The organism is Maribacter caenipelagi, from assembly GCF_004364175.1.
Taxonomy (GTDB): Bacteria; Bacteroidota; Bacteroidia; order Flavobacteriales; family Flavobacteriaceae; genus Maribacter; species Maribacter caenipelagi.
This window is the reverse complement of sequence record NZ_SNZW01000013.1, coordinates 89,007-114,763: the sequence shown is the minus strand read 5'-3', so window position 1 is coordinate 114,763 and position 25,757 is coordinate 89,007. Positions and strand designations below refer to the sequence as shown.

Annotated in this window: 24 protein-coding genes; 8 read left to right on the top strand and 16 right to left on the bottom strand. The window is 35.3% G+C overall.

Translation table 11 applies throughout. From position 1 onward, the window contains the following. Nucleotides 1-12: 12 nt before the first annotated feature. From DFQ03_RS05415 to DFQ03_RS05400, 4 genes are all read right to left on the bottom strand, one after another. A complete protein-coding gene (locus tag DFQ03_RS05415) occupies nt 13-3,234 on the bottom strand; it encodes a SusC/RagA family TonB-linked outer membrane protein (protein WP_243834426.1) in 3,222 nt (1,073 codons plus the stop codon). A gap of 201 nt (nt 3,235-3,435) precedes the next feature. After that, complete coding sequence (locus DFQ03_RS05410) at nt 3,436-4,404, bottom strand: FecR family protein (RefSeq protein WP_133672156.1); 969 nt, start codon at nt 4,402-4,404, stop codon at nt 3,436-3,438. Between the two features lie 120 nt (nt 4,405-4,524). Beyond that, entirely contained in the window at nt 4,525-5,079 is a 555-nt protein-coding gene (locus DFQ03_RS05405; RefSeq protein ID WP_166637437.1) for an RNA polymerase sigma-70 factor, read from the bottom strand. 195 nt (nt 5,080-5,274) lie between these two features. Further along, entirely contained in the window at nt 5,275-6,990 is a 1,716-nt protein-coding gene (locus DFQ03_RS05400; protein WP_208295892.1) for an alkaline phosphatase, read from the bottom strand. 217 nt (nt 6,991-7,207) lie between these two features. Between DFQ03_RS05400 and DFQ03_RS05395 the strand changes: the two genes are divergently transcribed. The 3 genes from DFQ03_RS05395 (at nt 7,208) to DFQ03_RS05385 (ending at nt 10,161) form a co-directional block, all read left to right on the top strand. Beyond that, on the top strand, nt 7,208-7,438 hold the full coding sequence (locus DFQ03_RS05395) for a hypothetical protein (protein WP_133672152.1): 231 nt from the start codon (nt 7,208-7,210) through the stop codon (nt 7,436-7,438). Between the two features lie 860 nt (nt 7,439-8,298). After that, nucleotides 8,299-8,502, top strand: a complete 204-nt coding sequence (locus DFQ03_RS05390; protein WP_133672150.1) for a hypothetical protein — start codon at nt 8,299-8,301, stop codon at nt 8,500-8,502. Nucleotides 8,503-8,796: 294 nt separating this feature from the next. Continuing rightward, on the top strand, nt 8,797-10,161 hold the full coding sequence (locus tag DFQ03_RS05385; RefSeq protein ID WP_133672149.1) for an exonuclease domain-containing protein: 1,365 nt from the start codon (nt 8,797-8,799) through the stop codon (nt 10,159-10,161). A gap of 349 nt (nt 10,162-10,510) precedes the next feature. On the opposite strand, the gene DFQ03_RS05375 is transcribed toward DFQ03_RS05385, so the two are convergent. Genes DFQ03_RS05375 through DFQ03_RS05350 form a run of 6 tightly spaced genes read right to left on the bottom strand, consistent with a single transcriptional unit; the run spans nt 10,511 to nt 16,999 of the window. Beyond that, nucleotides 10,511-11,917 carry an MBL fold metallo-hydrolase gene (locus DFQ03_RS05375; RefSeq protein WP_133672145.1) on the bottom strand — a complete coding sequence of 469 codons (1,407 nt, stop codon included), beginning with the start codon at nt 11,915-11,917 and terminating at the stop codon, nt 10,511-10,513. A gap of 54 nt (nt 11,918-11,971) precedes the next feature. Next, nucleotides 11,972-13,720, bottom strand: a complete 1,749-nt coding sequence (locus DFQ03_RS05370) for a SulP family inorganic anion transporter (protein WP_133672143.1) — start codon at nt 13,718-13,720, stop codon at nt 11,972-11,974. A gap of 54 nt (nt 13,721-13,774) precedes the next feature. Beyond that, nucleotides 13,775-14,119 (bottom strand): TfoX/Sxy family protein, encoded by a 345-nt coding sequence (locus DFQ03_RS05365; protein ID WP_133672141.1) that lies wholly within the window; start codon nt 14,117-14,119, stop codon nt 13,775-13,777. Between the two features lie 3 nt (nt 14,120-14,122). Next, nucleotides 14,123-14,896 (bottom strand): SOS response-associated peptidase, encoded by a 774-nt coding sequence (locus tag DFQ03_RS05360; RefSeq protein WP_133672139.1) that lies wholly within the window; start codon nt 14,894-14,896, stop codon nt 14,123-14,125. Between the two features lie 29 nt (nt 14,897-14,925). After that, entirely contained in the window at nt 14,926-15,711 is a 786-nt protein-coding gene (locus DFQ03_RS05355) for an aldose epimerase family protein (protein ID WP_133672137.1), read from the bottom strand. Then, nucleotides 15,704-16,999 carry a M20/M25/M40 family metallo-hydrolase gene (locus DFQ03_RS05350; protein WP_133672135.1) on the bottom strand — a complete coding sequence of 432 codons (1,296 nt, stop codon included), beginning with the start codon at nt 16,997-16,999 and terminating at the stop codon, nt 15,704-15,706. The genes DFQ03_RS05355 and DFQ03_RS05350 overlap by 8 nt, the downstream gene beginning before the upstream one ends. Before the next feature lie 131 nt (nt 17,000-17,130). On the opposite strand from DFQ03_RS05350, the gene DFQ03_RS05345 reads away from it, so the two are divergent. Both DFQ03_RS05345 and DFQ03_RS05340 read left to right on the top strand, forming a co-directional pair. Beyond that, nucleotides 17,131-17,373 (top strand): type II toxin-antitoxin system ParD family antitoxin, encoded by a 243-nt coding sequence (locus DFQ03_RS05345; RefSeq protein WP_133672134.1) that lies wholly within the window; start codon nt 17,131-17,133, stop codon nt 17,371-17,373. Beyond that, complete coding sequence (locus DFQ03_RS05340) at nt 17,360-17,653, top strand: type II toxin-antitoxin system RelE/ParE family toxin (RefSeq protein ID WP_133672132.1); 294 nt, start codon at nt 17,360-17,362, stop codon at nt 17,651-17,653. Before DFQ03_RS05345 ends, DFQ03_RS05340 begins: the two co-directional genes overlap by 14 nt. Before the next feature lie 17 nt (nt 17,654-17,670). Here DFQ03_RS05340 and DFQ03_RS05335 read toward each other — a convergent pair whose 3' ends face one another. After that, nucleotides 17,671-18,912 carry an ABC transporter permease gene (locus tag DFQ03_RS05335; RefSeq protein WP_133672130.1) on the bottom strand — a complete coding sequence of 414 codons (1,242 nt, stop codon included), beginning with the start codon at nt 18,910-18,912 and terminating at the stop codon, nt 17,671-17,673. Between the two features lie 3 nt (nt 18,913-18,915). Between DFQ03_RS05335 and DFQ03_RS05330 the strand changes: the two genes are divergently transcribed. Then, entirely contained in the window at nt 18,916-20,151 is a 1,236-nt protein-coding gene (locus DFQ03_RS05330; RefSeq protein WP_133672620.1) for an exo-beta-N-acetylmuramidase NamZ family protein, read from the top strand. On the opposite strand, the gene DFQ03_RS05325 is transcribed toward DFQ03_RS05330, so the two are convergent. The 5 genes from DFQ03_RS05325 to DFQ03_RS05305 all read right to left on the bottom strand — a co-directional run bounded on the left by DFQ03_RS05325 (nt 20,140) and on the right by DFQ03_RS05305 (nt 24,010). Then, the gene (locus DFQ03_RS05325; RefSeq protein ID WP_133672128.1) at nt 20,140-21,012 is read right to left on the bottom strand and encodes a sterol desaturase family protein; all 873 of its coding nucleotides are present in this window, start codon (nt 21,010-21,012) and stop codon (nt 20,140-20,142) included. The two genes, DFQ03_RS05330 and DFQ03_RS05325, sit on opposite strands and share 12 nt — an antisense overlap. 195 nt (nt 21,013-21,207) lie before the next feature. Continuing rightward, nucleotides 21,208-21,912, bottom strand: coding sequence for an endonuclease/exonuclease/phosphatase family protein (locus DFQ03_RS05320; protein ID WP_133672126.1), 705 nt, complete (start codon nt 21,910-21,912; stop codon nt 21,208-21,210). A 69-nt stretch (nt 21,913-21,981) separates the two neighbouring features. Beyond that, nucleotides 21,982-22,536 carry an ASCH domain-containing protein gene (locus DFQ03_RS05315; RefSeq protein WP_133672124.1) on the bottom strand — a complete coding sequence of 185 codons (555 nt, stop codon included), beginning with the start codon at nt 22,534-22,536 and terminating at the stop codon, nt 21,982-21,984. Nucleotides 22,537-22,773: 237 nt separating this feature from the next. Further along, complete coding sequence (locus DFQ03_RS05310) at nt 22,774-23,493, bottom strand: tRNA-uridine aminocarboxypropyltransferase (RefSeq protein ID WP_262711550.1); 720 nt, start codon at nt 23,491-23,493, stop codon at nt 22,774-22,776. 25 nt (nt 23,494-23,518) lie between these two features. Continuing rightward, nucleotides 23,519-24,010 carry a YkgJ family cysteine cluster protein gene (locus tag DFQ03_RS05305; RefSeq protein ID WP_133672121.1) on the bottom strand — a complete coding sequence of 164 codons (492 nt, stop codon included), beginning with the start codon at nt 24,008-24,010 and terminating at the stop codon, nt 23,519-23,521. A 75-nt stretch (nt 24,011-24,085) separates the two neighbouring features. Here DFQ03_RS05305 and DFQ03_RS05300 point away from each other — a divergent pair, with 75 nt between their 5' ends. After that, nucleotides 24,086-24,799, top strand: coding sequence for a class I SAM-dependent methyltransferase (locus DFQ03_RS05300; RefSeq protein WP_133672119.1), 714 nt, complete (start codon nt 24,086-24,088; stop codon nt 24,797-24,799). A 45-nt stretch (nt 24,800-24,844) separates the two neighbouring features. Then, complete coding sequence (locus tag DFQ03_RS05295) at nt 24,845-25,753, top strand: hypothetical protein (RefSeq protein WP_133672117.1); 909 nt, start codon at nt 24,845-24,847, stop codon at nt 25,751-25,753. Nucleotides 25,754-25,757 lie beyond the last annotated feature (4 nt).

Genomic DNA, 25,757 nt, shown 5'->3' with positions numbered 1-25,757 from the left:
AGTTTTTTTATGTTAAAAGGATACATTTAAACCGAACAAGATGGTTCTTGAATTAGGGTAAGTATACCGGTCAATACCAAAAGTTTGAATATCATCTATTGCACTACCTGTATTTACCTCTGGGCTGTAACCCGTATAATCTGTAATAATGAATAAATTCTGACCTGTAAGTGTAAAACGTATATCGTTCACATAATCGCCCAAGCCTATTTTACTTGCCAAAAGATTGTATCCCAACGTAGCATTATTCAATTTTAAGTAAGCACCGTCTTCCAAATATCTCGTTGAAACCTCGTTGGAATTACTTACATCTTCGTTTGGAAATTGAATAGCAAAATCTGTAGTATTCAAGTTTCTGCTCAATTGTCCTTTTGAAAAAGAGGACATTGCGGTATGGTTATAAATTTTATTACCGGAAACCCCATTGAAGTTAAAACCTAGATCAAAATTCTTATAATCGAAATTCAAATAGAACGCATAGGTGAAATCTGGTAAGGCACTACCTGCGGCAATACGATCATCATCTAAAATTTCACCATCGCCAGTAACATCTCTAAATTGATTTAAACCATCATCACCAATACCGATAAATTCTTTCATGTAAAAAGTACCGATAGCTTCATTATTTAAATAACCATTGATCGTAGCACCGGTTTGACCGCCACCTTGCGCAGCACCAGTGGTAATAATGGCAAAAGGAGAATCTGTTACCTCATTGTTTATGAAAGTAGCATTACCACCAACATTTAATGAGAAATCTTCACCGATCATTGTTCTAAAATCCAATGCAAATTCAAGACCGGAGTTATGTATTTCCAAATCTTCAAGATTGGTCCATATTTTCTCGGTTGGCTGAATTGGATCTACTCTATTGGCGAACAAAACTACATCTGTAGTTACTTTATTAAAGTAATCTATTGTACCTGTAATCTTATTGTTCAAGAAACCATAATCAAGACCGATATTGGTTTGTGTAGCTACCTCCCATTTTAAATTAGGATTGGCAGTTCTTGCAGGTACCGTACCAAAAGGGTAACCATCTAAAGTAGTGGCACTATCATCTAAAGGATAGGTATCATTGTCGCTCTTACTATCAATATAACTCGCCAAGGATACTTTATTATCTATACCTTCTTGACTACCCGTTTGCCCCCAGCTAGCACGTAACTTTAAGTTGTTAACAACTGTACTTTCTGCCAAGAAATTCTCTTTACTAATATTCCAACCTAAGGCAACAGAAGGAAAATATCCGTATTTATTGTTCTCCCCAAATTTTGAAGAACCATCTGCACGCATGGTCGCCGTTAGCAAATACCTGTCTTGATAATCATAATTTACCCTACCAAAGAAAGACTGCAGCTCATTTTTCTCAGCCGTTGAGTACATGCTGGTTGGATACTCTTGACTACTGATCTGATCTTGATATCTTGGGTCGATGTCATTATCAGCAAAACTTTCCAACTCAAATTTCTTTTGTTGAAAAAATACTTCTTGGTATGAATGACCAACTAAAATCGTTGCACCATGATCACCTTTTTCAAATGTATAGGTCAAGGTATTATCTACCTGAGTATTTTGGTTGGTAGTAATCCATGTATTTAAATACCCTTGATTTAAATCTTCTAACAAGGCATAAGGTGCACGTTGCTGATCTCTATTCGTGGAAGAATAATCGACACCCAAGCTCAGTTTATACGTTAGCCCCTTTACAATTTCTACAGATGGGGAAATATTGGCTAGAATACGATTGCTGTTAGATTCGTCTGCATAAATTTCGTTACGTATCAACGGGTTTAATCTGTTATCATCCAATATCGTTGGTTCTCCATTCGTGTATAAAGGAACGGTAGGATTCAACTCTAACATATCTGTAACCGTAGCACTTGCATCTGGTCTATTGTTCAATGTTCTGGTAGCGGAAAGATTAAAATCTACGTTCAACTTACCATCCAATGCTTTTTGATTTAAGTTTAAACGACCAGAATATCTTTTTAAAGAACTATTTGCAAACGTACCTTCTTGATCATCAACCCCAACTGAAGTATAATAATTGAACTTATCGGAAGCACCACCGCTCATAGAAAAGTTTACATTTTTAGATATCCCTGTTTGTGTAAGCTCATCTTGCCAATTGGTATTTGCACCGCCATCGGCCAAAGTACCACCAACAGCTGGCACCTGCGTTCTAAACTCATCCGCAGAAAACACATCAATTTTATTTGCCAATGTTGCAAAAGCAGTTGAGACCGAAACATTCATTTCCGTTTTACCGGTCTTCCCTTTTTTGGTAGTGATTACAATTACCCCGTTTGCAGCACGTGCTCCATATATGGCAGCGGCAGAAGCATCTTTCAATACATCCATAGACTCAATATCTTGCGGATTGATGAAATTTAAAGGATTGGAAGCTACACCCGTGGAAGTGTTATCAATGACAAAACCATCAATAACGAACAAAGGTGAAGTACCTGATCTAAAACTACCGATACCACGAATAACGATATTCTGAGAGGCACCAGGCTCACCACTTACCGAAGTAATGTTAACACCGGCAACCTTACCTTGTAATAGCTGACCAGGATTGGCAACTACCCCTTTATTAAAATTTTCGCTCTTTACCGATGCAATAGAACCGGTAACATCCGATCGTTTTTGAGTACCGTAACCAACGACAACAACATCATCTAACTGGGTAGCATCTTCCGCTAACTGAACGGTCAACGTAGTTTGACCATGTAGCGCTATTTCTTTAGTTGTAAAGCCCAAATACGATACTTCTAGTACAGCATCGCTCTTAACATCAATGGTGAAGTTACCATCAAAATCTGTCGTAACTCCGTTCAAAGTTCCCTTTTCAAGTACCGTTGCACCCACCAAAGGAACACCGCCTTGATCTGTTACCGTACCATTTACAGTGAGAAACTCAACCTCTACTATTCTCTTATACACCTTTGGCTTAACCGTAATAGAAATGGTTTTGTTAATTCTTCTAAAGGTTAAATTGGCATCTTTGGCCATTAGCTCTAAAACCGATCTTAAAGACACGCTTTCATAAGCTATATTGTAGGTATTCTTAAGCCTACCTACTTTGCGATCGTAGACAAAATTAAAATTTGTCTGATTTTCGATATCATCTAAAATATCTAAAACCGATGCGCCTTTTACGGCAATATCCACTTTATAATTTTCTAATTTTTGGCCCCTAAGGTCAGCTGCAAGTATGGGATTCAGCATCGCCATGATTATAAGGAGACAAAACGTATTGAATGTCAACTTGATAAATTGTTTATTAGTTAGCAAATTCATAATTTCACATAATGTTTAATGGTTGTTTTTTTTAAATAATCGTTGAATAATCGACAGTCTGTTTTAGCTCGCCAAAGTGTTACAGGCTGTCTTCTTTTTTAAGTTTACATCATAGATTGGTTTTTTAATTTATTGGTTGTTATCTCTGCATTTTCCTTTGATCAGAATGGTATTGTTTTTTAATGGATTAAAAGACAAGTCTTTTTTTACATACGTGATACTTTCTAAAACATTGGATAGGGTTTCGTTGTCAAAAGAAGCAGTTATATGACAATCAAATGGTTGATCATCATGTATTACAAAATTTACTCCATACCACTTCTCTAAAATTCCAAGAGCTTCTTTAACCGTTATATCGTTGAATTTTAAAAGTCCTTTTTGCCAATTGATCAAACTGTTTGTGTCTACATCGTTCTTTGATATACTATCGGATTTTTTATGGAACACTCCCTGCTCATTTGGGTGTAGGTATACCATACTTTTTTTGGCGCCAATGTGCACTTTACCCGTAGCCACGGTCACTGAAATGTCATCACTTTTAGGGTAGGCATTAATATTGAATGATGTACCTAAAACCGTAGTACATAGATCTCCAGATTTTATAATAAAAGGCTTATCTGGATTCTTGGCAACATTAAAAAAAGCTTCTCCTATTAATGTTACTTCCCTGGTGTTGCCAATAAATTTTTCTGGAAATGAAATGGTACTTCCCGAATTCAATTTTATTCTAGTTCCATCCGATAAGGTGAAATCCATTCTCTTTCCCCATTCCGTCGTTTCCGTTATTTGGGTAATGGTAATTGGCTCTTTTTCTTGGCTAATGATTCCGTAATACGTCAAGAAACCTAAGTTGATAATTATTGCAATAGATGCAGCAATTTTAAACCATGGGGTCACAGATCTACCATCTTGTTTTTGGCGAATCTTTTTAAACAATTTTTTACCTAATCGTTTTTTATGATTATCAGTTTTAAAAACACTATGCTCATTTTTAAGAATTAAAGAAGCGTCAAACTTTTCCAAAAGCTTTTCTTCCTTAGTAGAAATAGTACCGTTTAGGTACTTGGTCATGAGTATTTTTACTTCTTTTTCGGTCATTATACTATCGTTTCAATGATAAGTACCGAAATAGATGAAGTACGCACACTCAAAAAAATAGGCTTAATGATTACTTAACAAAGTAACTTCTCACTTAACTTTTAGATAATGATATGGAAACTAAAGAAAGGAAAACAAGGTTTTTGCCACTGCAAGTTCTTTACGTAATTGACGCAAGGCAAAAGAAATTTGATTCTCTACAGAACGTTGAGAAATATCCAATTTATTGGCAATCTCTTTATTGTTGATATTATTAACACGACTAAGTCTAAAAATTAGCTGGCATCTTTTTGGCAAATTGGAAACTACGCTATTAATTTTCGTCGCTAATTCAATGACGTCATAACTCTGATCTACTTCTGAGTCTATAGAAACCGAATTGGCGACCTCTAATTGGATTTTATTGAATTTTTGATCCCTTAAATGATTGTAGCACCTATTACGTATAGATTTGTACAAATAAGATTTTAGAAACTTAACATCTAAATCTTGTCTTTTTTGCCAATAATCTATCCAAATTTCTTGCACGATATCCTGGGCAAGACTATCGTTCATGAGTATGGAACAGGCATAGGAATACATGGGTTCACACAACACTTCGAACAATGTATTGAATGCCTTTTGATCTGATTTTTTAACACGTAAAACCAAATCTTCAATAACACTACTATCCATACCCTTCATTTTCATAGTTCACAAATCTCCTATAAATTAATCGAAGTGATATTATAACATTGTAAACATTAGGTCAAATGATCTCTATTAGCCGCCGATTAAATAGTAGATTAAAACCTACTTTTGAACAGTAATATTCAATACTTTTAGAAGCTTTGAGAATATTTCGTTGTTTTCATAGACCCCTTGAAATTCTTAAGACATTGGGCCGTAGGCAAAAATTGGCACCATAGTACCAGTGTGGTCGTGAGTAGTAAAGTCTGCTTCAATTTCATGCTTGTCAACATTACCTTGTGGAATAGTTAGCCCTCCCGTTTCATGATCTGCAGTGATAATGACCAAAGTATTCTTATTTGTATCGGCAAATTTTAAAGCTTCGCTTATAGCTTTATCAAAAGAAATACTCTCGTTGATGACACCTTCAATTTTATTTTCATGCCCATAGCTATCAATTTTTGCCCCTTCGGTCATTAAGAAAAAAGATTCCTTTTTATTCGCAAGGAAAGACAATCCGTTTTTGGTAGCTACCGACAATCTTTCGACATAGGACTCTAAAGTTTCATCTTTGGTATTATTGAACCAAGCACCTACCTTCTCTTCCATACTTATACCAATATCCTTTATTTCGGTTTTCATTTGGTACCCTACCTCTTCAATACCATGAACAGCAGAAGTATGCTGTGAAATAAATAACTCCAATTCTGAAAAATTCAAATCAGATGCAATTTCCTGTACCATTCCACGGTCTGTTCTATGTGCAAAAAATGAAGAAGGCGTAGCCCCTGTAATTTCATCTGTTGTGATAACACCCGTATTAAAACCATTTTTGGATAAAATCTCTACTATATTCGGAATGTTATCTCCCATGGCATTGGTGCCAATTGCCCTATTGTTCGTTTTTTCACCAGTAGCTATTGCAGTACCTGCCCCGGCAGAATCTGTGGTAAAATCATCGGCAGATTGCGTTTTAATAAAACCGATGCTCTTTAGTTGGGTAAGCGATAGTTCACCATTATTCGCTAATACCGTTGATGAAATCTGCGTGAGGCCATTACCATCGCCAATCATTAAGATAATATTCTTAGGATTTCGCTTTGCCTTATCAGATGCAAAAGTAGGGCGATACACTTCTGAAAAAACGGTATTTTGAACAACCCGTTGGCTTATAGTAGAAACATAAGCTACGCACTCATTAGGCTGATCAGTATTGATAAAATCTACTCCCATATTTACAAAAGCTTTCCAAGCCGATTTAGAATCTGGAGTTGCCCAAAAACGAAAAGGCTTATTTAATTGATGTGCTTTATGAATAACATCTGTAACCCTTGCATAGTCTTCTGCCGTTAATCTTCCCTTTCCATTCCATTCAGAAAAGTTTTTAAAGCTTACGCTTACCATTGCTATTTTATCAAGTGTTTTTAAGTCTGTAATCGGTTCAACACTATGATAGTCGAATAAAATATATTCAGGATAATTTACATACTCTTTCAAGTCTGGTCTATTACCTGAAATAACAATTCTAACATCCTTATTATTAATAATCGTAGGGTATTGCTTTAAGATGCTTACGATAGCATTAAGTGAATTAACGGCATCTGTCTTTACATCTATTACTAATTGTAACGACCTATTAGTCATCATTTGTAACGACAAAGCTTCTTTTAAAGGTTCTAGATACAAACGTTGCAGGGTTTTGTTCTCATTAATTTCTTTTACTTCATGCGCCACGAACAATTCTCCATCTTCATAGAAAACATCAACTTCAATAGACTGTACTTCTGCCCCAAAAGCTTTCCAAAATGGAATATTCTGTTTATAATCATTATGAGAATGAATTTTATACTCTTGAGCAAAACCAGAGCACACCACAATTAAGAATAAACAAATTATTGATAGTCTTTTAAATCTCATAAATCAATTATTTTTATAAAAAAGTGGCGTAAAATGAAATGTTACAATTTTACTCAAGATAAATTAAAGTTTACAAATGTGACATCCAAAAATCGATTTCGATTTAAGTTAATGTCAAGTTAAGATTAAATTGTTATCAACATGCTCGTATCTATTAATAGAAATTACTCATTTGAAACACTTTTTTATTTATTTTTGAATTCTACCAATACCAACCATGACCGAAAATATAAGACAAATGTTCAGTAAAATGAACGACGAAACTCGCGATCAAGCTCTACTACTTTTGAAGTCAGAGTTTAATTTAGAAAGCACCAAGTTCGTTAAGAAAAATTGGATTATTGGTGGTCGTATTCCTGAAAAGAATCAAGAGAGAATTGTTCAGATTTTTCAAAACCTTCTGAGAACTCAGGTTTTTAAAATCAATCAGATTAGAGTTGAACTATAATTCAAACAAAACTTCGCACTTTATTATATCTTTAATTTAGAACATAAAAAAAACCGATACACATATGAGGATGTACCGGTTATTCAACTAACTCAAACTTATTCTAAACTCGTTGCAAAGATGCATTCATTTATTAATTTGTAGTTTACCTTAACATCAAGCTAACTTTAAATTCGGTGTTTTTTGAAGTTTGTTGTACTTGTACTGTACCTCATATTCCCTTTTTATCAAAATAAAACATAACACCCAATCACAAACTAGAATATACCCGGTATTTCGTATTTATTTAGAGGTAAGCCTACCCACGCCATTAATCAGTACATACTATTTTAGTAAACTGACTTGTTTGTTACACAAATCCGGCTTTCCAACAAAGGGACGGATTTCAATATCAAATAAAAAGCAAAGGCAAAAAGAGGAATTACAAATATTGGCAAAGTTGGGCGAGCGAAAATTAAAATCACTGAAAACATATTACGAACTAACCGAATCTCAATCACTACTTATAATTAAACTACACAACAAAAGAGCAAAAACTAAATGTGACATATTTAAGACAATGAACCTTTTCTAGATCAAGCCCTTTATGGCAATTACTAATCGAAATCGGTAAAATATCTCAGTAACGAATATGAAAGGCTTGGTTTTTTATTTATTAACTAGAAAAATCTTCCATATTTCTTTTACGGCATAAATCAATACACTTATATTATTTGGCGTTTTTGTTATCAACATGAGTTGTTAATAACATTTGAGTGCATTTCATCGAATAAAACAAACTTTTCATCGTTAATGCATAAAGTTTAAATATTTTCGAAATGCGCTAATAAAATAGCGGGATAATTTTTATCACCAATTACATGAAATTTAATACTACCAAAACCTTTTTCGTCCCTATAGCAGCCTTTATTTTTCTTTTAAGTTTATCTTCTTGCGGGAAAGACTATGACCTAGTTTCAGAGTATGTAGTTCGAGATAACACTGAAAAAGTAATCTCTAACAATACCACTGACAGCGACAATTTAGGGGTAGCGGTTATTGATAATTCAAGTTCTGTAAAATAGAAATACACATTTTTTTTATCCCCCTTATTTACCATCTATAAATACCAACTGATTTCAAATTCTATTAAAAGCTAGAAATCTTATCTAGCCGTTTTCGCAAGTCCACAACCTTTTCTCTTTAATAACGCATATTATTCTACTTGGTATTGAAATTTAATATAACGATACCTATTAGCCAATACATCTAAGTTGCCTTTTGTACAGCATGGCTTTAATCAAATGTTAACCTATAGAGATACACTTCTGTTAATGCATTTTCTGCTAACTTTGCAGTTCTAAATCATTCTTCTCTTTTTGTATACGATAATTGACATAGAAACTACCGGAAATGGCATAAAAGGTAACAGAATTACCGAAATTTCCATTTTTAAATATGATGGTCACGAGGTGGTAGATGAGTTCACTTCTTTGGTAAATCCGGAATGTGCGATACCCGCATTTATTACCGGACTGACAGGTATAGATGATGATATGGTGCGTAATGCCCCATTGTTAGAAGAACTAATTCCGCAGATTGTAGAAATCACCAAGGACACCATTTTTGTTGCTCACAGTGTCAATTTCGATTACAACGTCATCAAAAACGAATTTAAATTACTCGGTCATGATTTCTCTAGAAAGAAATTATGCACGGTTCGTTTATCAAGAAAATTATTACCCGGATATAACTCTTACAGTTTAGGAAAATTAACGGCTGCATTAGGTATACCCCTAACAGATAGACATCGAGCGAGGGGTGATGCCCACGCCACAGTTTTATTATTTCATAAATTATTAAGGGCAGAGCATTCCGACACCGTTTTTAAGCAATTCTTGAATTCAAAATCTCAAGAGGCAACTTTACCACCTGGGTTACCAAAAGAAGAATATCTAAAACTGCCAACCACAGCAGGCGTGTATTATTTTAAAGACAGTAAGGGAAAAATCATATATATTGGTAAAGCCAAGAATATTAAAAAAAGAGTGCTTGGTCATTTTTACGACAAAAAAACAAAACAAATTACGCTGTGTGCAGAAACTGCTTCTTTAGATTTTGAAGAGACCGGTAATGAGCTGATTGCCTTATTAAAAGAATCTGCCGAAATTAAACACCACTACCCTAAATACAACAGTGCTCAGAAAAGGTCTATTCAACAATACGGCATTTTCAAATATGAAGATCGAAACGGAATAATCCATCTTGCGTTCAACAAAATAAAGATGACTCCGAATCCGGTCGCCATTTGCTATAGTCCCACTGAAGCTAGACAATATTTAGAAACCCTGTGTAGCACTTTTGAGCTTTGCCCTAAGTATTGCCATCTGCAAGAAAATGTAGCGGTATGCTCGCACTACAAAATCAAGCAATGCATTGGTATTTGTTCTGATCTAGAAATGGTACAAGAATACAACCAAAGGGTAGAAGATGCCTTACAGAGCATCAAGGAAGTGGAAGCTACCCTTGTTATAAGAACCAACGGTAGAAACACAGATGAAAACGGTTTTGTAATCATCAGAGAAAACAATTATGCCGGGTATGGCTTCGCACCTACCGATGTTGCCATAGAACAAATTGAAGATTTAGAGTTGTTTATCACTCCACAAAAAAATACGCTAGAAACCCAGCGTATTGTAGAAAGTTATTTAAGAAAAAATCCGGATTCAGCAGTATCTATATAAAAATAGCGATTACTTTATTCGTTCATTTTGTTATACATTCTAATCACAAAAAGTAACCATACCAAGAATATGGCAGTAATAACAATTGAATAAATTAGAACGAATTCCACTATTTTTTATACTTTAAGTAGTTCATAAAACCAAGAATCGTCGGTGCCCAAAAAGCTATGAAAATAGCATCTAGTTTTTTACCAGATAAAAAGAGAACTTCCGATACGATAATAATAGAAATCACAACTAACAACAAAACAATATTCATTAAGCCAACTCGCTCTATAAAATTTTTCAACATAGTTCTAATTATAATCTCTTAAATATATTAAACTAATTACAAACGAAACCAATGCATTTACAATGTTGTCGGACAAACGTAATCTGTTTTCTGTAAATCTTCATTTTTAAGCGCTCCGTATCCGCCCTTCACATCAATTAGATTGTGGATGCCACGGCTCTTTAAAATAGACGATGCTATTACAGAACGGTATCCGCCTGCACAATGCACTAAAAACTCTCCATTCTCAGGAAATTCAGATAAATGCTTGTTCAACTCGCTAAGTGGTGTATGTATTGCACCTACTAAGTGCTCGCTTAAGTATTCGCCATCTTTACGAACATCGAAAACCGCATTGCCTTTATCTATTAAAGTTTTTGCCTCGGATGCCGTGATGGAATTTATTTGGTCTATTTCTTTTCCTGATTCTTTCCAAGCATCAATTCCGCCCTTTAAATATCCTATTGCAGCATCAAAACCTACACGCGATAATCTGGTGATTGCTTCTTCTTCCTTTCCTTCAGGTATCACCAATAACAAAGGTTGTTTGGTATCGGCAATTAAATCACCTACCCACGGAGCGAAATCACCATTAAGACCTATAAATATTGATCTTGGTATATGACCTTTTACAAACTCATCTTGATGTCTTACATCTAATACCAAAGCTTCGGTATCGTTAGCTGCCTTCTCAAATTCATCGGGAGACAACTCAACATTACCACGATCAAGTACATCTTCTATATCTTCATACCCTTCCTTATTCATCTTTACGTTCAGAGGAAAATATTTAGGCGGTGGCAACAGACCATCGGTAACTTCTTTGACAAACTCTTCTTTAGTCATATCTGCCCTTAAGGCATAGTTCATATTTTTTTGATTTCCCAAAGTATCTACCGTTTCCTTCATCATATTCTTACCGCATGCAGAACCTGCACCATGAGCCGGATATACAATAATATCATCTGCTAACGGCATTATTTTAGTACGTAAACTATCGAACAAAGTACCCGCCAATTGTTCTTGTGTCATATCTGCAGATTTCTGTGCTAAATCTGGTCTACCTACATCACCTAAAAACAAGGTATCTCCAGAAAATATAGCATGGTCTTTACCATTTTCATCTTTGAGCAAATAGGTCGTACTCTCCATAGTATGCCCTGGAGTATGTAGCACTTTAAAGGTAATCTTCCCTAATTTAAATTCTTGTCCGTCTTCAGCAATGATAGCATCAAAAGATGGGTTTGCGGTAGGTCCATAAATAATCGGCGCACCAGTTTCCTTTGATAAGGTGACATGACCACTAACAAAATCTGCATGAAAATGAGTTTCAAATATATACTTGATCTTTGCATTGTCGTTTTTAGCCCTTTTTATATACGGACTGACCTCTCTCAACGGGTCTATTATTGCTACTTCACCATCACTCTCAATATAATAAGCTCCCTGAGCCAAACAACCTGTATATATCTGTTCTATATTCATACTACACTTTTTTATTTTTTGAAAACCTCTTCACCTTTAAGGTACGAGATTTATTTAATTTAGGCTTGTTTTAGTTTTAGCCATTCTACTATTTTCATAAGCTACTTTTGCAGCCAATAAAGAAACTTCATTAGGATCATCAAAGAAATTTACCGCTTCTTTTGTTTTTACGAATAAAAACTCTCGTTGCAGTTCTTTAATAATACCTGTATTAAAAATGATATCTCGTGTTGGTCCAATGGCCCCTGCAATATAAAACTGGAGTCCTCTTTCACGAATATCATGTATTAATTTTGTTAGCATATCTGCTGCTGTGGCATCTATATAATTTATAGATTCTGCATTCAGAATAATCCCTTTTAATTTTGGTCCTTTTGCCTTAATATGTTTTAATAACTGCTTCTTAAAATACGCAGAATTTCCGAAATACAATTGCGAATCGAACCGAACTATTAATAGGTCATTACGCACAACCACCTCATCAGCAAAACGAATAACATTTTTATAATAATCGGAATTACCGATATTACCTATTTCTACAAAATGAGGTTTAGATGTTCTATACACCATCAACAATAAAGAACAGAGTACTCCAATTAAAATGCCTTGAGTAATACCTACAAACAGTGTAATTACAAACGTAATCAGCATTACAAAAAACTCATCTTTTCGATTGAGCCATAAATGTTTAAAATAAGGGATATCAATCAATTTTACTACCGATACCATTATAATACTTGCCAAAATAGCATTGGGCAAATACTGAAATAAAGGTGTCAAAAACAATAATGTCAATACCACTAAAATAACACTAAAAATGGCTGATAAATTAGTCTTTGTACCAGCATCATAACTTATGGCAGACCTAGAGAAACTTGCGGTTACCGGGTAACCTTGAAAGAATGACCCAACTATGTTAGATGATCCAATTGCAATTAATTCTTGATTTGCATTTATAGTATCTTCACCTGTTTTGTCTTCAATGGCCTTACCAATAGAAATTGCCTCTAAATACCCTACCAACGCCAAAGCTATTGCTATAGGTGTTAATTGTTTCATATTATCAACATCGATAGTTGGCAAAACAAAAGTTGGCAGACCACTAGGTACACTACCCACTAATTTTATATCAAAAACATTTAACTGAAATAAGTAAACAGAAAGAATACCTAGCACTACTATGATCAAAATACCGGGAATATTTCTATTCCATTTTTTAAAACCTAATAGCAAACCGATACCGACCATGCCAATGCTAAAATCTACCCAATTGATTTCACTTAGTTTATAAAAAATATTAAAAATAGTCTCATAAATTCTATTGCTACCAGGTACCGAGATACCTAATAAGTGCTTCAGCTGACTTAGTACTATGATAATCGCTGCCGCCGATGTAAAGCCACTAATAACTGGTTTGGAAAGAAAATTAACCAAAAAACCCATTCGTAATAAGCCCAATAAAAACTGAATGCAACCTACCATAAGGGTAAGCAAAACGACCATTATGATATAGTTTTCTACACCGGTAATTGCCAACGTCCCCAAACCTACCGCTACCAATAACGAATCCATCGCCACGGGACCCACGGCTATTTTTCGTGATGTTCCTAAAAGTGCATAGGTAAGTATCGGAAATAAAGAAGCATATAGACCATGAACTGGTGGCAACCCTGCAATCATAGCGTACGCCATACCTTGTGGCACCAATACGATACCCACAGTAAGACCAGCCAACAAATCTTTTATGAAGTAAGCTTTTTTATAGGTTGAAACCCATTCCAGAAAAGGGAAAATGTTTTTCACACCGTAAATTTAATCATTTCAAAGGGCATAGAATCAGATTTTGAAACCATTACATTATGGATTCAAAAGTCTATTGAACTCCAAGGCTTTTTCTACCCAAAAATCAAGATCATCTTCGGCGTCGAATCCATCGGGACCAACAAATAAAAAACCACGAATCGGTTTACCCGTAAAATCCATTGGTCTGCTACCTGGTTTATTCAGAAGTTCTTCATAATTCAATTTACCTACACGCACCATCAACTTATCTTCTTTACTTTTTTTATCGTAAATGATACCCACACACATTTTACCATTGACCATAAAAGTGAGTCCGCCCATCATTTTCTTCTCCTCCAGCTCGCCTTTGCCTTTTAAACGAGGTCTTACCCTATCTGCCAAATACTCGCTATATGCCATAGTTTAAAAGTTTAGTGCTTCTGGTTCAAGCTCTTTGTATACTACTTCTTTGGCTATTGAAGGTGTATTTCCTCGATAACTTTTTCCACGAAGTTTACCAACGGTATACGATTGTAATCTTACATCGTTGTTTGAGCTCAACAACACTTTTAATTCCTTTTCAAAATCTGCGGATGATGTTAGCCACTGCTCTTCGACTTCCTCAGATAGCATTAAAGGCATTCGAGGTTCTTTTAATTTCGGGTTGTTATGAATCTTAGCCATCATACCATTACCGACTGTAGTTACAATTGAAAATGAATTAATAATACCACCATGCTCAGGGTTTCTCCATTCAGACCACAAGGCAGCCAACGCCATAGGTTCTTTATTTTTTCGGTGGATAAAAAACGGATACGTGTTATTGTTATAATGGTGATGCTCGTAAAATCCGTCAACATAAAGTATACAGCGTTTTTCATTGGCAGCATCTCTAAATGCGGGTTTCTCAAAAATAGTTTCGACACGAGCGTTTAAGGTACTATTCCAAATTTTCTTTTGTTGCTCAACACTATTTACCCAGTGCGGAATCAATCCCCATGTAGCCACCATAGGATAGAACAGATCTTCACTAGTGTATATTAAAACTTCAGGATGCGAAAACCCCGAAGCATGATGTAGTGGCAAGTCTGTCAACGGTCCAAGCTTTTCAACAATTTCTTCAATCGCCTTTAAATCTTGATTCCGTTTCGCCCTTTTTAATTGAGCTTCTAAACTGGTTTTTACATCATAACACATACACTATATTTTAGTGATGAATTTTTAAACTACAAGGGTTTCAATGCTACTTTGAAAATTGCAGGCTCATTTTTTAAGACCATAAAACCTTCTGATAAATTTTCTTGCGCTACAGCATACGGGTAAAAGGTAATCGGTTCTATACACACCATATTAGGCACTTCTGTCCACAACATAAAGTGACTAAAGCCTTCCGATTTTATTTGAAGTGATTTCTCATCTTTTAAAGTAATTACATCGGTATTTGGCACTTGTAATGCTCTACTACCAACTTCCATTACCTCTGGTATAGTAATATTTTGTTCTCCGGCAGAAATAATAGCACTATCGGTATGCAGCATAAATGCAGGGTGATAGCCTAACATAAATGGCATACCCTCTTCACCGAAAATAGAAAATGTAACTTCTAAAGAGTTATCTATCAATTCAAATGTTTTAACGAACTCAAAATCGTATGGCCAACTCAATTTCTCAGCAGTAGATTTAGCCGGATATTTAGAATTCAAAACGGCTGTATTAGCTGTGTATTTTTTAGCGAATATTGCTTTACTTGCTGAGCTTTCCATCAACTTATATTTCATTTCACGAAGCAAACCGTGCTGATCTTGAGTAGCGAATCCTTTCGGAGTTTTCACCTTAAAATCTGCTTCGTTCGTTGGTCCTATCAAAGGGAACATTTCCGTATCTACGCTACGCCACCCAGGGTTTCCCTTTTGGTGCATAAATTCATGACCAGATACTTCGTAGCTTACTAATTCTCCAGCTTCAATTTTTATTTGCTGGCCACCTACTTTTAATGTGGTTATATTACTCATTTATCAATCTATAAATTAATAGTGCTGTTCTTTTCGTTAATGCTTCGATAGTATTCAAATTCACTGTTTCTTCAGGAGTGTGGGCTGCATTACCCATAGTTCCCAATCCGTCCAAGCAATCTACATATTCCGCTACAAAAGAAGTATCTGCAGCACCCCTTTTACCGGGATCATACGCCAACACTTCGCCTTGTTTTAGATCTAAGCTCACCTTGTTAAGTTTTGCCAATAACGCTTTATTACCTTCTGTAGGTTGCATAGCGGGATAACTATCTTTAAAAGTTACCGTTGCAGATGTGTGTGGTAAGTTATTAGCAACAACGGTTCTCATATTTTCACGGGCACGTTCTTTTTGCTCTTCCGATATAAAACGTAATCCGCCACGAACTTCCGCTTTTTGAGCCACTACATTGGTCTTACCAAAAACAGTTCCTTTACTAGTCATTTCATCAAATTCTACAAAAGTACCACCAACTAATGTCCCAGGATTAAAGGTCAATAAATCTTCACCTTTTACATCGGTATAAAATCCGTTTAAGATTCTCGACATTTCAAAAATAGCTCCTGCACCTGTATCTTCACTAAAGATACCAGATGAGTGAGCTCTCTTACCCTCGACCTCAACCTTCCAGCCAGAAGAACCTCTACGGGCAACGGTTGCATAATTGAATCCGGTACTGTTTTCAAAACCCAAACCTATGTCACTTCTTTTGGCTGCCTCAATTAGATCATGTCTACTTTTCTCTAGTGGACTCCCTGTACTTTCTTCATCACCTGTAAAGGCAACAATTATTTGAGCGTCATTTAACAAACCGTTTTGTTGCAGTGCTTTAAGTGCATATAATACAATGACATTGCCGCCTTTCATATCATTACCGCCCGGTGCATGGGCAATAGAATCGTTCACCATCTCAAAAGTCTGAAACGGACTATCTTCTTCAAAAACCGTATCTAGATGACCGATTAACAATAACTTCTTTCCCTTAGAACCTTTTATCTCAGCGAATAAATGACCAGCTCTGTTCATTTCTTCGGGCATAGGTATCCAAGTACTTTCAAAACCTATATCTGTGAACGCAGTAGCAAATTCTTGTCCTACCATTTCAACACCTTTTAGATTTAAGGTTCCGCTATTAATGTTTACGACTTTTTCTAAAAATGAAATTGCCTCCGCATTATTTTGCTCTATGGCTTTTACAACCTTCTTCTCGTTTTTTGAAAGTTTCTGTGCATTGACACCTGTCAATAAAAACACAGCAATAAGTATAAGTAGTATTTTTTGATGCATGTGGTCTGTTTTACATCAAATTTACCAAAAACACTCAATTTATAGCGAGAATATACTACTTACTGTGTTAAGCTTGAGAGTAAAATATAAAGTGGTGCAAATAATCACTATATTGCACCATAATTATTTTTATGGGAACGATACGAAAATCTATAACCTTTACAAATCAGCAAGACAACTGGATAAAGTTAAAAGTCGAAAATGGCGATTATACGAATGACAGCGAATATATACGTGATCTGGTCAGAAAAGATCAGCAAGAAAATATGAAATTGGCAGAACTAAAAAACGCCATTGATGAAGGTTTACAAAGCGGAAGGAGCTCATTAAAAATCAGTGATATTATTGAGCAAGTAGATAATGGCAAACTATAATTTATCTGCAAAAGCGCAACACGATTTAATTGCTATTTACAAATATGGAATTAAATTTTTTGAACAATCGCCCGCAACCACTTACTTGCAAGAATTAGAAAATTTTTTAATTGAATTATCCGACAGGCCTACATTGGCAAAAGATGCTTCAACCATAGCCAACGGTTTAAAATTCTACAATTTTAAAGCCCATGTCATTTTCTATCAATTCGAAAATGAAAATGACATCTACGTTTTAAGAGTTCTTGGAAAACGAATGAACTTTATTGAGCATCTATAGTTCAAACCCTCCCAACACTAATCGAATCGAATAGCTTTTACCGGTGTTATCCTGGTTATAATATACGATGGGATCAAAAGCATCAATAAACAAAGCAGCAACACACCCGCATTTAAAAGAAGAATAGTCCACAGATCTATACTTACGGGTATGTACTCAATATAATACTCCTTTGGATTTGGAAATTTGAATACACGAAACTTCTCTTGAATAAAAATAATTCCAAGACCTATAAGATTACCCCAAAACAAACCTACAGCAATAAGGTAGGCCGCATTGTATAAAAAAACTTTACGTATACTCCAGTTCGTAGTACCCAATGCTTTTAAAATACCAATCATGGGGGTACGCTCTAATATCAAAACCAGTAATGCGGTAATCATATTTATACCACCAACAATAATCATTATCCCTATGATCAAGGCAATATTAAAATCGAACAATCCTATCCACTCAAAAATCTTGTAATACTTATCTTTTATAGTTTTAGTATCTAAACTTGCTACCGTTTCACCGTAAATCTCATTAGCTTTTTGATCTATTTCGTCAAAACTGTTCAAGAAAATTTCGAAATTACCGACTTCGGTATCTTCCCATTTATTCATACGCTGAATATGGCGTATATCCGTGAATATATAAAGCCCGTCAATTTCTTCAAAGCCGCTATCGTAGATTCCGGTAATCGTGAATTTTCTTTGATTGGGTATTTTATCAGCTACATCATCCCGCAGAAAAAAGGTAAAGAAAGAATCGCCTGTTTTTAAGTTTAGACGATTCGCCATTATTTTAGAAATAAGCACATCAGAATTTAGTTCTCCAGAATAATCTGGCAAAACACCTTCAATCAGAAACTCATCGAACGGCTCCCAATTATATTCTTTGCCAACACCTTTAGCGATAATACCTTCAAATGTTTCTTCTGTTCTTATAATCCCTGCCTTGGTCGCCACAGCTTGTATATGCACAATACCATCGACCATGTTAAAGTCCGGATAAAACTCTTGCTCCGTACTCACGGGCACCACAGAAACTTCAGAGTTATTATTGTCGTAATTATAGATTTGTACGTGACCGTTGAAAGCCGTTATTTTCTCACGAATTTTCTCTTTAAGACCAAGACCCGTAGCAATAGCGATCAACATCATGATCACCCCAATGGCAATTGCGGCAATGGCTATTTTTATTATTGGTGCGGAAATACTAATTTTATGCTCCTTACCCTTTATAAGCCGTTTGGCGATAAAATATTCTAGATTCAAATGATGTTATTTTTATCCAATTTCAAAAGTACAGTTTTATTATGGTTTTTGGTATTGGCTACTTGCGGAAACGAAACCAAAGAGCAAGCTATTACCACATCACCAACCGATAAACCTCAAATAGAACAAGAGGCAAAAAAAATTGTGGTCGCCGCCAACCGAACAGAAGCATATGTACCGCTTTTAAAAGGAAAAAAAATAGCTGTCGTCACTAACCAAACCAGTGTTATTTTTAATTCTGGCGGACATACCCATTTGGTAGATAGTTTGCTTTCTTTAGATGTTGATATTAAACACGTATTTGCCCCAGAGCACGGGTTTAGAGGGAATTTTGATGCAGGTGAACACGTAAACAATAGTAAAGACATTAAAACAGGATTAGATTTAATATCGTTACACGGTAAAAACAGAAAACCAAGTCAAGAGCAATTAGAAGGTTTAGATTTGGTATTGTTTGATATTCAAGATGTGGGCGTTCGTTTTTATACTTATATCTCGACCATGCAATTAGTGATGGAAGCTTGTGCGGAAAAAGGTATTCCAGTTATAGTGTTGGACAGACCTAACCCGAATGGTCATTATGTAGACGGACCAACCATGGAAGCTGCAAATACCTCTTTTCTTGGGATGACTGAAATTCCGTTAGTATACGGAATGACTATTGGTGAATATGCAAACATGATCAATGAAGAAAATTGGTTAGAAGGTGATAAGAAAGCGGACTTAACTGTGATACCTTTAGAAAACTGGACACATGAAAGTTTCTATAGCTTACCTATTAGGCCTTCTCCAAATTTACCAAATGACATTTCTATTACGCTATACCCTAGTTTAGGAATGTTTGAAGGCACTAATATTAATGCCGGTCGTGGAACGGAGTTTCAGTTTCAACGCTACGGAGCTTCATTTTTAGACGCAAAGGTGTATGATTTCAACTATACTCCAGAGCCTAATTTTGGTTCTAAATACCCAAAGGAAGAAGGAAAGTTGTGCTACGGAAAAGACCTATCAAAAACGAAACGCATGAATGAGGTAACGATGGATTACATCATTGATGCCTATACCAATTCGGTCGATAAAAGTAAATTCTTTCTAACTAGCGGCTTCACCAAACACGCAGGAAATGACAGGCTGCAAAAGCAAATTGAAGACGGTGCAACCAATGCCGAAATAAAAAGTACTTGGCACAAGAATATAGAAAAATTTAAAAAGATTAGAGCAAAGTATCTACTTTACTAAAGGCTGTTCATTTACGATATCTGTAAGGTCACTACCATCGGTTGTTGGTTTTCTATAGCCAACAAAAGGATATTTCAGCAACGAGCTAATTTGTCCGTTTGCCACCTCATCTGGGAAAGTGTCTACACCGTAAACGATTTTCTCTCTATCTAAATGCATGTAGGTACCAAATAAACGATCCCACCAAGAAAATATATTTCCGTAATTACTATCTGTATACGGCAATACATAATGGTGATGTACTTTATGCATATCTGGTGAGATTAGCACATAACTTATAGCCTTATCTACACCCTTTGGTAGTTTAATATTCGCATGGTTAAATTGTGACAATACTACAGAAAGACTTTGATACAACATAATAATACCGACAGGCGCCCCTACCACGAAAACACCTACTAAAGTAAAAATGTAACGAATTAAACTTTCTAAAGGATGATGTCTATTCGCAGTAGTCGTGTCTACATTATGATCTGTATGATGTACCAAATGCACCATCCATAATGGTTTAACCCGGTGTTCAACCAAATGCGCCAAATAAGCTCCTATTAAATCTAACAATGCCACACCTAAAAACACATACGCCCACAATGGCATTTCTGGCAACCAATTAATGATTCCGAAATCATTGGCAACTGCCCAATCAGATGTTTTTAACAATAAAAATGCTAAAGGAAAATTGATGACTATCGTAGTAAGGGTAAAAAAGAAATTAGGAACCGAATGTTTCCATTTATTATAGCTGCCGTTAAACAATGGCACGATACCCTCTAATATCCAAAAAAAGGTGATACCACCAACTAAAATAAGAGATCTGTGGGCTGCTGGGATCGATTCGAAATATGTAATAATCTGTTCCATGAAATGAATGTGTAATTTAAGTTATATAAATGCGAAATAGAATTTCAACACCCAACTAAAGCATCATCAAATAAAAATATAAATTCTGATAAATTCGCAAATAATCATTTAATATAATAAACTTTTACTGATTAAATAAGTTTTAATTTTACTTAATGATAACGAAATTCAAATAACCTAAGTACATAAAGATTCTCAAAATTCACAAACCAAGGGTAGATGGTCACTAATTTTCAACCAGTAAGATACTGGACCAATTTCGAGGGTTTTTAAGCTTGCTACGAAATTTTGGCTTCCGAAAACGTAGTCAATATGATATGGTTTTTGCAAATTTCGTTGAAGATAAAATGTAGGTTGAGTCTCTAGACCATGCTCTTCCTTAAATGATTTATGATATAAACTCTCTATTCCGATTTCTTTAAATTCTTCCACAACATTTGAATGGTTCCACCATCTATCCCACTTATCCCAAATTTTATTACTATTGAAATCCCCGATAACCATACAATTATTAAGATTTGTTTTATTTATCTGTAGATATTTCCAAAGCTGACCTATATAGCCAAAAGTGGGAGATTGATTACTATGATTCCAAACCGCCAATAATTCAAACTCTCCGTTTATAGAACAAGGTAAAAAGTATTTTACTTCATGATTCCTGAAGCGATTAGACCAATTTAGCCTTTCTAATCTAATATGTTTCTTAGCAAAAACCCCAACACCTTTATTCTTATTATCGCCTATCCATAAATAATTATTAGCCCATTCAGTATATGTTTTGTGCGTAGTCTCAGCAGGGTTTTCACATTCTTGAACAACTATAATATCAGCATTATAATCACTTAAATGCCCAAATTTTCTTCTTAGAGCACCATTACAATTCCAAGTTAAAATCTTCAATAGTTTAATATTTAATTGAGGGAGCTAGTTACATAATAAAATTAAAGGGTCTGTACTCATTTATCTTCCTTATTTCTTTGTCCAAACAGTTTTAAATGTTTCAAAAACGATAAGCATATCTTCCGTAGGTTCTTCTCCGTTTTCTCTCATTACACTTACAAAAAAATCCCAGTGCGCTTTTCTCCATTTATCGAGAGGCTCTATATCGGTTCCCATATCCAATTCCGCCAGCGATTCTGTAATTTGGTTGAAAGGAACGGTGTCTACCTTGGTGATTTCAATGATAGCTTGAGCTTTACCATCAAAATCTGTAATAATATGGTTAGTGCCTATTTTCGGTAAAGCAGCTTTTGCCTCAACATACCATTTATACAATCCCGACGTAGTAGCGCTCTTTTTTCCGTTTACAGTCAATGCCGCCAATCTATCGGCATCTTCTTTATTATTGTGAAAAAACCAAGACTCCGGTAATTCTTCTTTGATACTTTTAGGGTTAGATTCTGTGTAATCTTTCCACATTTCATAGACAGATGCGTCAATACCATTTTCTGTTGCTAATTCTTTCTTTGCATCATTTTTACAGCTAATAAATATTAAAATCAGAAATATGGATAGGTGTTTCATGAAATTTTAGGAATAAGGAATTCATTTCGAATTTTATAAAAATACAATAGCATATAATATCTTAGTTAAAAGTCCGCTTAAATTACAATCAACCATTCTATATTTCAATATGCGTATTATGATAAATTCTTGGAGTTTCTTTTGTAAGTGAATCTACAAATAGCTTAATATAGATATATTCCTAATTATATTTACATCTCTTCATCTACTCAGTTTAGATTCAGCAATCCCAATCTACTACAACTCAAAAACAACATTTCTCTCCTTGTTATTTTTGTACATAGTTTTAGGAGCAATCTCTACGTTAGCAGCTGAACTATAATTTTTATTGTTTGGGTTTAGCATATAGTCAAGTTGATGTTCTATCATTTTTTCAAAAGGCAAAAGAAAATCCGTCGTATTGCATTGTTCTACGCCACCTTTATTAAGTAAATTTAAAACAGTATAGACTGACTCAATAGTACTAAGGCAAAGAGCTTCAGGCTGCTGCTTGATTATGAATTTTGATGCTATACTATTATCAAAACTTACTCTATTCAATTTTTGCAAGTTCTCACTCAATTTAAGCATTTTTCGGGCACAGGGCCATGTACCATCGAGAATAAAGACGTTTGCACCTTTGTCTAGAAAATCATGCATTTCAGAACCTTTTCTTTGAGATAGGTTAAAACTGTCTTTACCCGGATAAAGTAATAATGAATTTTCCTCACTGGTCAATATTTCATTTACACGTTCATTATCGCTAAAATCGACACCAACTATAATTTCTGAATTTTCAAGCTGAAGATTCGTCATGTACCCGGTTCCATTTCTTTCTTTTTTATACTCCTTCGGGTGCATAAGAATTATAAAACGAGTTTTTGTCTTTAAAGGACTTATATGTTTACAAATACAGGTACTCGAAGGCCGCATGCATGTGTAACATTGAATTCTTATATTATTTATTTCGACTTGCAATCTTAATTTCTTTTCAATTTCCTAATTACTTAATCAACTTCTTCATTTCCTCCACAATATTAAAAGCAGCTGGGCAAATAGCTACATTTTTAAGGGTAAGATTACTTATTTGCTGAAACTTCTTTCGGTCTGTATGTGGAAACTCCCGACATGCCTTTGGGCGAACATCGTAAATAGAGCAGTAATTATCAGCTCCTAAAAAAGTACACGGAGTTTGTTGTAAAACGTAGTCGTTCTCTTCATCAATACGTAAATAGGTCTCAATGAATTTCTGAGGTTTCATACGGAACGATTTTGAAATACGCTCTACATCAGAATTGGTAAATAACGGTCCTGTGGTTTTGCAACAATTGGCACAGGTAAGACAATCAGTTCGTTCAAATTCCGCCTCATGCAGTTCTTGCATGATATAATCTAGATTCTTCGGCGGCTTCTTTCGTAACTTGACAAAGAACTTTTTATTTTCATTATGTTTTTCTTTTGCCTTTTGTGGCAATTCACGTAAAACCTCTTCCATGTGCAAAATTAATTCTTCAAAACTAGCGAAGTAGCAGCAAAAAGCTAGACTTTTGTATCTAGAAATATAAGAATTTTGAACAAGGACATTTTAGGCACCGCACTTTTGGATTATCAAAACGGAAACTATACCGAAGATATCACAACATATTCATCGCTGCAAGAAGAAGATGTATTACCCCTACCTTATATGTTCAGGAGTTTTAAAGATATGCCCGAGCTAGAGCAAAAGGGGTTACAATTATGTAAAGGCAAAGTGCTAGATGTTGGTTGTGGTGCCGGTAGCCATAGTCTGTATTTACAAGAAAAGGGTGTTTTGGTTACTGGTCTAGATGTATCTAAAGGCGCTATTGAAGTTAGCAAATTACGCGGACTCAAAAACACTGCATACTCAGAACTGCTAGATTACGAAGGTGAGCAATTCGATACTATTCTAATCTTAATGAATGGCGTCGGCTTGGCAGGTACCTTAGACGGATTAGAACCTTTCTTCTCCAAATTAAAAGCCCTTTTAAAAGAAGACGGACAAATTCTGTTAGACTCCAGCGATATAATTTACATGTTCGAAGATGACGAAGATGGTGGATATTGGATTCCTGATAACGTTAATTACTATGGTGAAGTAAGCTTTGAAATGGAATACAAAAAGGAAAAAAGTGCATCTTTTCCGTGGTTATATGTAGACTACAACACCTTACAAAGGGCTGCAAATTATAGTAATTTAACATGTGAGCTTGTAATGGAAGGCGAACATTACGACTATTTAGCAAGATTGACACATATGAAGTAATAGCGATCCCTTTTTTTCGTTATCCTTTTTGTATAAAATGATTTTATGAATAAGTTCAAAAGTTTATTTCTAGTTGGTATTATAGCATTTTCCGTTTCGTGCTCTAAAAGTTCTTCAGATTCTGACGGCGACAATGAAGAAGCCAAAGTTGACAAAGCTGCAAATTTACTGGCTACAGGAGATTCTGCAAAAGACATACTTTCTAATGAAACCTATGACAAACTTCTAATTGAAATAGCATACGTCACCGGTTTTAAACCAACTGAAGCTGCTATGGCAGATTTTACAGAATATCTACAAGAACATACGTTCAAAGAAGATATCGAGTTAATATATAACGAATTATCTAGTCCGTCAGAAGACGAACTTACACTTCAAGAAATAGCAGATTTAGAAACCTCGAACAGAACAGCATTTAATACCGGCAGCACATTGGCTATCTATATTTACTTTGCAGATGCACCGGCAGAAGGTGATGATCTAGAAGGCGGCCTTGTAACTTTGGGTGCCGTTTACCGCAACACTTCTATGGTGATACACGAAGTAACCGTAAGAGATTTAGCAAGTTTAAGTTCTTCTATTAGCGAAGCAGATGTAGAAACCACCACTTTAAATCATGAATTCGGTCACCTATTCGGCTTAGTGAATTTAGGTACCGATATGGTAAATGACCATGAGTCTGAATCTGAAAATGAAGACGGTCAGCTAGTGGGCGATAATCATTGCAACCAAGCTGTTTGCCTTATGCGTGCAGAATTACAATTCGGTGGTTCATCAGGTAAATTTTTACCATCTAATGCTCTTGCCCAATATGAAGACGGCGTAAAATCTGGCTGTACTTTATCCGGCACAACTGTTTTAAGCCTACTACAACAGAATACAGGCAAAACTACAAATACAGTACCTTTAGATGCCGAATGTTTATTAGATATTCAAGCTAACGGAGGGCGCTAATTAA

Excerpts from the sequence above, each read along its gene's own strand:
- DFQ03_RS05415 (WP_243834426.1), bottom strand. The coding sequence starts at position 3,234 with ATGCTGAATCCCATACTTGCAGCTGACCTTAGGGGCCAAAAATTAGAA.
- DFQ03_RS05410 (WP_133672156.1), bottom strand. The coding sequence starts at position 4,404 with ATGACCGAAAAAGAAGTAAAAATACTCATGACCAAGTACCTAAACGGT.
- DFQ03_RS05405 (WP_166637437.1), bottom strand. The coding sequence starts at position 5,079 with ATGGATAGTAGTGTTATTGAAGATTTGGTTTTACGTGTTAAAAAATCA.
- DFQ03_RS05400 (WP_208295892.1), bottom strand. The coding sequence starts at position 6,990 with ATGAGATTTAAAAGACTATCAATAATTTGTTTATTCTTAATTGTGGTG.
- DFQ03_RS05395 (WP_133672152.1), top strand. The coding sequence starts at position 7,208 with ATGACCGAAAATATAAGACAAATGTTCAGTAAAATGAACGACGAAACT.
- DFQ03_RS05390 (WP_133672150.1), top strand. The coding sequence starts at position 8,299 with ATGAAATTTAATACTACCAAAACCTTTTTCGTCCCTATAGCAGCCTTT.
- DFQ03_RS05375 (WP_133672145.1), bottom strand. The coding sequence starts at position 11,917 with ATGAATATAGAACAGATATATACAGGTTGTTTGGCTCAGGGAGCTTAT.
- DFQ03_RS05365 (WP_133672141.1), bottom strand. The coding sequence starts at position 14,119 with ATGGCATATAGCGAGTATTTGGCAGATAGGGTAAGACCTCGTTTAAAA.
- DFQ03_RS05360 (WP_133672139.1), bottom strand. The coding sequence starts at position 14,896 with ATGTGTTATGATGTAAAAACCAGTTTAGAAGCTCAATTAAAAAGGGCG.
- DFQ03_RS05355 (WP_133672137.1), bottom strand. The coding sequence starts at position 15,711 with ATGAGTAATATAACCACATTAAAAGTAGGTGGCCAGCAAATAAAAATT.
- DFQ03_RS05350 (WP_133672135.1), bottom strand. The coding sequence starts at position 16,999 with ATGCATCAAAAAATACTACTTATACTTATTGCTGTGTTTTTATTGACA.
- DFQ03_RS05345 (WP_133672134.1), top strand. The coding sequence starts at position 17,131 with ATGGGAACGATACGAAAATCTATAACCTTTACAAATCAGCAAGACAAC.
- DFQ03_RS05340 (WP_133672132.1), top strand. The coding sequence starts at position 17,360 with ATGGCAAACTATAATTTATCTGCAAAAGCGCAACACGATTTAATTGCT.
- DFQ03_RS05330 (WP_133672620.1), top strand. The coding sequence starts at position 18,916 with ATGTTATTTTTATCCAATTTCAAAAGTACAGTTTTATTATGGTTTTTG.
- DFQ03_RS05325 (WP_133672128.1), bottom strand. The coding sequence starts at position 21,012 with ATGGAACAGATTATTACATATTTCGAATCGATCCCAGCAGCCCACAGA.
- DFQ03_RS05315 (WP_133672124.1), bottom strand. The coding sequence starts at position 22,536 with ATGAAACACCTATCCATATTTCTGATTTTAATATTTATTAGCTGTAAA.
- DFQ03_RS05305 (WP_133672121.1), bottom strand. The coding sequence starts at position 24,010 with ATGGAAGAGGTTTTACGTGAATTGCCACAAAAGGCAAAAGAAAAACAT.
- DFQ03_RS05295 (WP_133672117.1), top strand. The coding sequence starts at position 24,845 with ATGAATAAGTTCAAAAGTTTATTTCTAGTTGGTATTATAGCATTTTCC.